The 6,553-nt window shown below is 59.6% G+C and carries 4 protein-coding genes; all 4 read left to right on the top strand.

Translation table 11 applies throughout. From position 1 onward, the window contains the following. Positions 1 to 69: 69 nt before the first annotated feature. The 4 genes from DBY20_05895 to DBY20_05880 all read left to right on the top strand — a co-directional run bounded on the left by DBY20_05895 (position 70) and on the right by DBY20_05880 (position 6,318). Entirely contained in the window at positions 70 to 801 is a 732-nt protein-coding gene (locus tag DBY20_05895) for a hypothetical protein (GenBank protein ID PWL79393.1), read from the top strand. Positions 802 to 839: 38 nt separating this feature from the next. Next, on the top strand, positions 840 to 3,875 hold the full coding sequence (gene ppk1, locus DBY20_05890) for a polyphosphate kinase 1 (protein ID PWL79392.1): 3,036 nt from the start codon (positions 840 to 842) through the stop codon (positions 3,873 to 3,875). 30 nt (positions 3,876 to 3,905) lie between these two features. Beyond that, entirely contained in the window at positions 3,906 to 5,081 is a 1,176-nt protein-coding gene (locus tag DBY20_05885; GenBank protein ID PWL79391.1) for an aminotransferase, read from the top strand. A 169-nt stretch (positions 5,082 to 5,250) separates the two neighbouring features. After that, entirely contained in the window at positions 5,251 to 6,318 is a 1,068-nt protein-coding gene (locus DBY20_05880) for a tRNA 2-thiouridine(34) synthase MnmA (protein ID PWL79390.1), read from the top strand. Positions 6,319 to 6,553: the final 235 nt, after the last annotated feature.

Below are 6,553 nucleotides of genomic sequence, written 5' to 3'. Positions count from 1 at the left end.
TAATGTCACCTGTTCCAGGTGACATTACCCCCGCCCCCCGTCACCCGAAACGATAGAATACCCTTCGTGATGACGGGAAACCAGCTTAAAATACTCGCCTTGATAACGATGACGATTGACCATATCGGCGTCGTTCTGCTGCCCCAATACCTGATCTTGCGGATCATCGGCCGTCTCACGTATCCCATTTTTGCGTACATGATCGCCGAGGGTTGCTTCTATACGCATAGCAAGAAACGTTACCTCGGGGGCATCTTCGCGCTCGGCTTCGTATGCCAGATTGGGTTCTTTCTCGCGATGGGCAGCCTCGAGCAGAGCATACTTACGAGCTTCGTGCTCGCCATCATCACGATCTACGCCGTCCAACTCGCCGATGATCGCAGGGACCTTGCAGGGGCCCTGGCAGTCGTCGGCGCACTTGCGCTTGATGCCTTCGTGGCGCTCGTCTTGCCCGTCCTCCTCGCCGGAACCGATTTCTCGGTCGATTACGGCTTCTGGGGAATCATGCTTCCCGTCTTTTGCTATATGCCGCGCATTTTTTTCAAAAAGGCGCTTGACAAGAAGCGCCTGCGAACCATGCTCGCGTTCGCATGCCTTGGCATCATCCTGGTTTGCGTGCAGATGAACGATTGGCTCGGTGGCATCCAATGGTTCTCACTTCTCGCGATTGTGCCTCTGGCCAGCTATAACGGCAAACGCGGCACCTGGCATCTCAAGTATCTCTTCTATATCTACTACCCTGCGCATCTCGTGGCCATTTGGGGTGTTGCCGAACTGCTCGGATACTTCTCGGCAATGTAGTAATATCAAAAGGCTAGGCTGATGAGAGGGGAGTTGGCATGCAAGAGACCATGTCCGAGAATGCATCTGAAAAGTTCGAAGAAATCGGCGAGGTTGTCACTCCAGAAGAAGCGGTCATCGAGACCATAGAAGACATCGAGAGTTCGGAGGAGCCCGAAGTCGAAGTCGTGCAGGATGGCAATCCCGAGGAAGGTCTCGAGGAGGCGCCTGCCAAGCGCAAGGAACTCGATTACTCGTACACGCAAAATCGCGAACTGTCCTGGCTGCAGTTCGACCGCCGCGTTCTCGAGGAGGCACTCGACCCGAGCGTGCCCCTTTTCGAACGTCTGAAATTCATCAGCATCTTCTGCACGAATCTCGACGAGTTCTTCATGGTACGCGTCGGCAGTCTCATGGACCTTTCCATCATCGCGCCCGATATTCGCGAGAATAAGACCAACATGACGCCGCGCGAGCAGCTCGAAGCCGTCTTCGCTGCCGTGAGGCCGCTCGTCGAGGAGCGCGACGAGATTTACGCCCAAGTCGTTGCCGATCTCGAGCCCTATGGGTTCAAGGAGCTCGACCTCGACAATCTCTCCAAGAAGGAGCGTCGTTTCGCCCGCGATTATTATCGCGAGTACATACGTCCCGTGCTCTCGCCGCAGGTCGTCGACGAGCGTCATCCGTTCCCGCACCTGCGCAACAAGGAGCTCTACATCGCGACGCTGCTGAGCGAGGAGGATGGCAGTCAGCATCTTGGCATCGTGCCCGTTCCGGAGAACATCGCGCCCATCATCTGCGATCCGGAAGAACCGCTTCACTTCGTGCGTGCCGAGAAGCTCATCGCCCATCATGTCAAGAAGATCTTCGACATCTACGAGACATCCGAGCCGTGCATCGTCTCGGTCACGCGCAATGCCGACATCAGCTTCGACGAGGAGAAGTTCGCCGATGACGAGGGCGATTATCGTCTGCATGTGTCGCGTCTGCTCAAGAAGCGCAACCGCCTCAACCCCGTGCGCCTCGAGGTCGAGGGCAAGCCGGAGAAGCTGCTTCTCGCCGGTTTGCTCAAGCGTCTCAAGCTCACGAAGAACCAGATGTACACGTACAGCGCCCCCATCAACCTCGACTGGGTCTTTGGCCTGGAGCGTCGTGTCGATGCCGACAAGAGGGGCAAGCTCAGCTACGCGCCCTTCGTGCCGCGCGCGTCGGCTGAGTTCGATCTTGGCCGCTCGATCATAGCGCAGGTCGAAGAGCGCGATCGCCTCCTGTTCTTCCCCTACGATTCCATCGATCCCTTCCTGCGCATGTTGCAAGAGGCGGCTATCGATCCGGACGTGCTCTCCATCAAGATTACGGTGTATCGTCTGGCGAGCGAGTCGCGCGTGGCGCAACACCTTGCCGAGGCGGCCGAAAACGGCAAGGAAGTCACCGTCCTCATGGAGCTGCGTGCGCGTTTTGACGAGGCGAACAACATCGACTGGTCGGGACGCCTCGAGGAGGCCGGATGCAACATCATCTACGGCATGGAAAACTACAAGTGCCACTCCAAGGTATGCCTGATCACCAAGCGCTCCGCTGATGGCGTAACCTACATCACGCAGATAGGCACGGGCAATTACAACGAGAAGACGGCGCGCCTCTACACCGACCTGAGCCTCATGACCTCCGATGCCGAAATCGGCCGCGATGCCGTCACGTTCTTCCAGAACATGCTCATCGGCAACCTGAACGGCTACTATCGCAGGTTGCTCGTCGCCCCGGTGGCCATCAAGCGCACCATCCTCAAGCTCATCGACCGCGAGATCGCCAAGGGTCCCGCCGGACGCATCACGCTCAAGTGCAACTCGCTTACCGAGCGCGATATCATCGACCGCCTGGCCAAGGCGTCGCAGGCGGGCGTGCAGGTGCGCATGAACATTCGCGGCATCTGCTGCATGGTGCCCGGCATCGAAGGCAAGACCGAGAACGTGCACGTGCGTAGCATCGTCGGCCAGTTCCTCGAGCACAGTCGCATCTTCGTCTTCGGTGAAGGCGACGACATGCGCATGTATGTCGGCTCGGCCGATCTCATGACGCGCAACCTCGTGCATCGCGTCGAGGTTGCTGTGCCCATCACCACGCATCGTGCCCGCGAGGCAATCATGCTCTTCCTCGACAAGATCTTCGAGGACAACGTCAAGGCCCGCACGCTCGAGGCTAATGGCGAATACAAGATGGTCGCCGAAAGCCGTGACAAGGACATGTGTCCGTGTGACGAGGAGTTCAGCATGCAGACCTGGTGCATCGACCATCCGATGCAGGGCGTGAAGCGCGTCGCTCCGCTGCCCTTGGAATCGAAGCAGGAGCCCAAGCGTGTTCTTGAACCAGAACCGGAGCCTGAGCCTGAGCAAGAGGTCGAATCTGAACTTGAACTTGAATCTGAACCGGTTTCTGATTCTGAACCCACATTTGAACTTGAACCTGCTTCGTTGCAGGAAGACGAGCAGCCCGAGGCGTTGGAAGAGGCCGACATCGAACTGCTCTCGACAGGGTCCGAGGTCGAGGACCTGCCGGGTGCTGCAAGCTCGGAGGAGAAAGCCGAGGAACCTGCAGACAAGAAGTCGGGCAAGAAGGGCAAGGAAAAGGACAAGAGCGGCAAGAAGGACAAGGACAAGTCCGAGAAAAAGGACAAGCCCGAAAAGAAAGCCGAGAAGAAATCCGAGAAAAAGCCCGAGAAGAAGGACAAGGAGAAGGTTGACCTAGACCTGCCGTTCATCACGAACAAGCCGGCGCATAGCGCCGGATTCAACGCCTCTGCCATGCTGGACGAGAACGTCAACATAGATGACCAGCCGCTCGGCAAGCACTTCAAGCCCTCGAAGAAGCCGGCGGAGGCTCCCAAGCCCGTGGCAGCGGGTGTCCCGGTGAGCACGGAAAGCACCGAGCAGCGTCTTGCGCGCGAGCGCTCGTACATGAGCGATTTCCCTCATACGGCACCCAAGGTCGAGGAGCCGGACAAGGTGCAAGAGCATGAGCCACAGCACGAAGCGCAACACGAAGCGCAACATGAGGCGCCCAAGAAAAAGGGCTGGTTCAGGAGTCTGTTCAGCTAAGGCTGCAGCGGCTGGGTAGATACATCGAGTATGAGCGTTGACGAGGGGATATATCTAGATTATGCAGCGGCAACGCCTGTTGGCGAGCAAGTGCTCGAGGCGATGCTGCCCTACTTTTCGCAGGACTTTGCGAACCCCTCGGCATCGTATGCGCCCGCGCGTCAGGTGCATGCGAGCGTGGAGGATGCCCGTGCGCGCATCGCGCATCTCATAGGAGGCAAGCCCGCCAACATCGTCTTCACGGCAGGCGCGACCGAGGCAAACAACCTCGCGCTTACCGCCGCCGTGCCTGGTGCGCACGTTATCGCAAGCGCCATCGAACATGCGAGCATGCGCAGCTGCGTGTCAGCGCGCGAGAATGGCTCGTTCGTGCCCGTTGATGCGCAGGGTTTCGTGAGTCCCGATGCTTTGAAGGCAACGATTCGTCCCGATACGGAGTTCGTCAGCATCGCTCTTGCCAATGGCGAGATCGGAACGATTCAACCGCTGCGCGAGCTTGCGCAAGTCGTGGACGACGAGCGTGCGCGTCGCCTTGCGGCTGGCGACATGCGCCCCATCTACCTACATACGGATGCTTCGCAGGCGGCGGCACTCAAGACGCTCAACGTCTCCTCGCTTGGGGCAGATCTCGTTACCGTGTCTGCTGCCAAGATGTATGGTCCCAAGCAGATGGGTCTGCTCTGGGTGCGTAGCGGCATCGAGCTGCGTCCACTCGTGTGTGGTGGTGGCCAGGAGGCGGGCTTGCGCAGCGGGACGGAAAACGTTCCGGGCATCATCGGCTTCGCGCGCGCCTTCGAGCTTGCCCGCGAGCGGCGCGAGGATGAGGCAAAGCGCTTGCGCGAGCTGCGCGATTGGCTACAAGTCACGTTGACGACCGCGTTTGCCGATGCCGTCGTTGCGGGGCCGACGCGTGACGCCCAGCGCCTCGATAACCTCCTGCATATTTCCTTTCCGGGTCTGCTCGCTCGTCGTCTCGTCATCTCACTCGACCAGCGCGGTGTCTATGTCGGGACGGGTTCGGCGTGTGCTGCGAGCAAGATGACGGTCTCGCCCGTGCTCGAGGCGATCGGCGCACCACCAGAAGTCGCCGAAGGCAGCGTGCGCATCACGCTCGGGCGTGATACGACGCGCGAGCAGGTCGAGCGGGCAGCGCAGGTCATCATCGAGGTCGTTCGTGTCGAATACGAGCGTGTAGGTTCGCGGTAGGATGTCATTCGGCCTCGGACGCGTCCCCCGTTGTCATTTTGACCGCAGGCGTGCAGCGCCGTAGTGGAGAAATCTCGCCATTCCGCTCGAAATAACAGAGGGGAGGCCGCTCGCTCGAAATACGTGATATCTTTATTTCTGTTGAAAGCCGCAAGTGGAGAGGACGTACATGGCACAGAAGGTCATCGTCGGCATGAGCGGGGGAGTGGACTCCTCGTTGGCGGCGGCGCTGCTTGTGGAACAGGGCTTCGATGTCACGGGTGTGTACATGCGCAACTGGTCGGTCGACCTGCCGGGGTTCAAATGTCCCTGGGCCGAGGACCTTGCCGATGCCGAGCGTGTCGCGGTGCAGCTGGGCATCGACCTCGAGGTCTGGGATTACGAGGAAGAATATAAACGCGGCGTGGTCGACTACCTGGTCGATTGTTATGCGCGTGGTCTCACGCCCAATCCGGATGTCATGTGCAACGAGAAGGTGAAGTTCGGCGTCTTCGCACGCGAGGCCTTCGAGCATGGCGCAGACTACATCGCAACGGGGCATTATGCCCGTGTGCTCCTCGATAATTCGGGCGCGAAGTGCGGTCACTTGCTTCGCGCGCTCGACGAGCACAAGGACCAGACCTACTTCTTATGGCGTGTGACTGGGGCGGTGCTGGCTCGCACGCTCTTTCCCATCGGCGAAATCGAGAGCAAGGCAGCCGTGCGCGAGATGGCTGCGCAGCGTGGGCTCGAGGTCGCGACCAAGCACGATTCCGATGGCATCTGCTTCATAGGGCCAGTCTCGATTCAGCAATTCCTGCTCTCGCAGCTCGAACGCAAGGCAGGCGACATCGTCGAATACGAGACGGGAGACGTGCTCGGTCAGCACGAGGGCGCGTTTCTCTATACGCTTGGTCAGCGTAAGGGGCTCGACCTCGGAGGGGGCCCGGCACGCTACGTGGTCAAGACGGACACGGCCGAGAACATTGTCTACGTGAGCGCGAACCACGACTGCGATGCGCTGTGGACCGACGAGCTCGTGCTCGACGACGTGCGATGGGTTTCGGGTGATGTGCCCGCACCGGGACGTTACCTGGTGCGCACGCGGCATACCCGCCCGCTTGTCGAGGCGCATGTCGAGACAGGAAAGGACGCGGCGCGCATTACCTTCGACGGACGTGTCGAAGCCGTTGCCGCTGGCCAGTCGGTTACCATCTACTGTGGCGAGGAGTGCCTCGGCGGCGGCATCGTGAAATGAGGCAGGGGCTGCTGTCATTTCGAGCGAAGCGAACGCAGTGAGCGGAGTCGAGAAATCTCGCTCTTAGCGCTTCGTTGGTCGTGATGGGTGAGATTTCTCGACTGCGCTTCGCTCCGCTCGAAATGACAGAGAGGGGCAATCGCTCCGCTCGAATGCATTGTTGTCATTCCGACCGGAGGGGCCGCAGGGCCCCGAAGTGGAGGAATCTCACCACTCCGCTCGAAATGACAGGAGA

It is taken from the genome of Coriobacteriia bacterium, from assembly GCA_003149935.1.
In the GTDB taxonomy this organism is placed as follows: Bacteria; Actinomycetota; Coriobacteriia; order Coriobacteriales; family QAMH01; genus QAMH01.
This window is presented reverse-complemented; position numbering and strand designations above follow the sequence as displayed.

Bases quoted from the DNA above. Each gene is read 5' to 3' on its own strand.
- DBY20_05895 (PWL79393.1), top strand. From the start codon at position 70: ATGACGGGAAACCAGCTTAAAATACTCGCCTTGATAACGATGACGATT.
- ppk1 (PWL79392.1), top strand. From the start codon at position 840: ATGCAAGAGACCATGTCCGAGAATGCATCTGAAAAGTTCGAAGAAATC.
- DBY20_05885 (PWL79391.1), top strand. From the start codon at position 3,906: ATGAGCGTTGACGAGGGGATATATCTAGATTATGCAGCGGCAACGCCT.
- DBY20_05880 (PWL79390.1), top strand. From the start codon at position 5,251: ATGGCACAGAAGGTCATCGTCGGCATGAGCGGGGGAGTGGACTCCTCG.